Source organism: Streptomyces sp. NPDC054975, assembly GCF_053609105.1.
The window spans coordinates 1-2,642 of record NZ_JBSGWV010000105.1 but is presented as its reverse complement, the minus strand read 5'-3'; the positions used below and the strand labels follow the sequence as shown (position 1 = coordinate 2,642).

2 protein-coding genes are annotated in these 2,642 nt (G+C 69.4%); one reads left to right on the top strand and one right to left on the bottom strand.

Annotation, left to right across the window (positions count from 1 at the left end; genetic code table 11):
• Positions 1-56: 56 nt before the first annotated feature.
• Positions 57-1,067, bottom strand: a complete 1,011-nt coding sequence (locus ACWF79_RS34705) for a LacI family DNA-binding transcriptional regulator (protein WP_453732169.1) — start codon at positions 1,065-1,067, stop codon at positions 57-59.
• Positions 1,068-1,400: 333 nt separating this feature from the next.
• Between ACWF79_RS34705 and ACWF79_RS34700 the strand changes: the two genes are divergently transcribed.
• A complete protein-coding gene (locus ACWF79_RS34700) occupies positions 1,401-2,591 on the top strand; it encodes a cytochrome P450 (protein WP_453732168.1) in 1,191 nt (396 codons plus the stop codon).
• Positions 2,592-2,642 lie beyond the last annotated feature (51 nt).

Sequence of the window (2,642 nt, the reverse complement as noted above, 5' to 3'; positions counted from 1 at the left end):
AGGCGGGGTGCCTCCCCGGCGCCGGAGCCGAGGAACGAAGGGGGAAGGTGGGTCGGTCAGCCGAGCGGCGGCGGGGCGGTCGACCCGCGCACGACGAGCTCGGGCTCGAAGAGCAGCTCACCGGGGTCCGTCTGCGTGCCCTGGATCTGGGCGCTGAGCAGCTCGACCGCCGCGCGCCCCATCGCCTCGATGGGCTGGCGGACGGTGGAGAGCGGCGGTTCCGTGCAGTTCATGAAGGCGGAGTCGTCGAAACCGACGACCGACACCTGCGAGGGAACCGAGAGCCCGCGCCTGCGCGCGGCCCTGATGGCGCCGAGGGCGAGCGGGTCGCTGGCGCACACGATGCCGGTGACGCCCCGCTCCAGGAGACGGGTCGCGGCCGCCTGGCCGCCTTCGAGGGAGAAGATCGACCGGACGACGTGCTCCTCGGGCAGCCGTCCGCCCGCCGCCTCGGCCACGGCGCGGGCCGCTTCGAGCTTGCGCCGCGACGGGACATGGTCGCTGGGGCCGAGGACGAGCCCGATCCGCTCGTGCCCGAGCGAGGCGAGGTGGCGCCACGCCTGCTCGACGGCGACGGCGTCGTCGCAGGAGACGCAGGGGAAGTTGAGCCCGGCGATGGACGCGTTGATCAGGACCACCGGGATGTTGCGTTCCGCCAGCTGGTGGTAGTGGTCGTGCGGTGCGTCCGCCTGCGCGAACAGCCCGCCGGCGAAGACCACGCCGGACACCTGCTGCTGCAGGAGGAGCTCCACGTAGTCGGCCTCGGAGACGCCGCCCTTGGTCTGCGTACAGAGCACGGGGGTCAGCCCCTGCTGCGCGAGCGCGCCGCCGATCACCTCCGCGAACGCGGGGAAGATGGGGTTCTGCAACTCTGGCAGGACGAGGCCCACAAGACGGGCACGCTCGCCGCGCAGCTGCGTGGGGCGCTCGTATCCGAGCACGTCCAGCGCCGTGAGGACGGACTGCCGCGTCGCCTCGGAGACACCGGGCTTACCGTTGAGCACACGGCTGACCGTCGCCTCGCTGACTCCCACCTTCTTGGCCACTTGAGCAAGTCGTCGCGTCATGAACGCAAGACTATCGCAAATCCCGCAAGAATGTTGCGTGCCTCCGTAAGCACAGGCACTTGCCGCCGACTTCAGGCCATGAGCCACTTCCTCCGCCCTCGCGCCTGTCGCCGACTTCGGGCCATGAGTCGGCCCCCTACCCTCCCGCCACTCCCCCCCATTGCCTTCGCAATGAGCCATTGCAACACTTCATTGCGTTCACTCCACGCGCCATTGCATCAATTTGCCACCTCTCACCTGCAATAAGGCCATCAAGTCTGTTGACGAGACACTGAACGCAACGTAGCTTTCGATCGTCTTCAAACAGGTCTTGCCGCGAGATGAGGAATGGTCATGAGCGAATCCGTCCACACCGTCACAGCCCTGCCGACGGAGCGGCCGCGCGGCTGCCCCTTCGACCCGCCGGCCGAGCTGCTCGACGCCCGTCGGCACGGCCCGATCAGCCGCTACACCCACCCCGGCGGCAAACCCGGCTGGCTGATCACCGGGTACGACCTCGTCCGGTCCGTCCTCGCCGACCCGCGGTTCAGCTCGCGCAAGGACCTCATGAACGTGGTCGACTTCGAGCTGCCTCCGGCGCCGCCCGGCGAGTTCCTCCTCATGGACGAACCGGACCACGGGCGCTACCGGAAGCCGCTGGTGGGCAAGTTCACCGCACGGCGGATGCGACTGCTCGCCGAGCGCGTCGAGCAGATCACCGCCGAGTGCCTGGACGCCATGGAGCAGAAGGGGCCGTCGGCGGACCTCGTGGCCGCGTTCGCGAAGCCGATCCCCACCATCATCATCTGCGAGCTGTTGGGCGTGCCGTACGAGGACCGGGACTCCTTCCAGGAGCAGATCGACACGTTCATGAACGGGGAGACGAGCGACGAGGACCTGATCGCCGCCTACACCGCGACCCAGGAGTACCTCGCCCAGCTGGTGGCCGCCAAGCGCGCCAACCCCACCGACGACGTCCTCAGCGAACTCACCGACAGCGACCTGACCGACGAGGAGCTCAAGGGCATCAGCCTGATCCTCCTGGCGGCCGGCTTCGACACCACCGCCAACATGCTGTCCCTCGGCACCTTCGCGCTGCTGCAGAACCCTGACCAACTGGCCGCCCTGCGCGCGGATCCCACCCTCACCGACAAGGCCGTGGAGGAGCTGCTGCGATACCTGAGCGTCGCCAAGTCGTTCATGCGGACGGCGCTGGTGGACGTCGAGGTGGGCGGCCAGACCATCGAGGCCGGCACGACGGTCGTCCTGTCGTACCACACGGCCAACCACGACCCCGAGCGCTACGCCGACCCCCAGTCGCTCGACATCCGGCGGGAGTCCGGCGGGCACCTGGCCTTCGGCCACGGCATCCACCTGTGCCTGGGGCAGCAACTGGCCCGTGTCGAGATGCGGGTCGCGCTCTCCGCCCTCTTCAAGCGCTTCCCCACGCTGCGCCTCGCCGTACCGGCCGAGGAGGTCGCCCTGCGCCCGGAGACCGCGGACATCTACGGAGTGAAGAGCCTCCCGGTCACCTGGGACGTCTGACCGCGATCCGACGAGGGGTGCGGCGGCCTGGGCCCCGGTCGACGACCGGGC

What these genes read in the sequence shown, in the direction of transcription:
- ACWF79_RS34705 (WP_453732169.1), bottom strand. Translation starts at nt 1,067, where the DNA reads ATGACGCGACGACTTGCTCAAGTGGCCAAGAAGGTGGGAGTCAGCGAG.
- ACWF79_RS34700 (WP_453732168.1), top strand. Translation starts at nt 1,401, where the DNA reads ATGAGCGAATCCGTCCACACCGTCACAGCCCTGCCGACGGAGCGGCCG.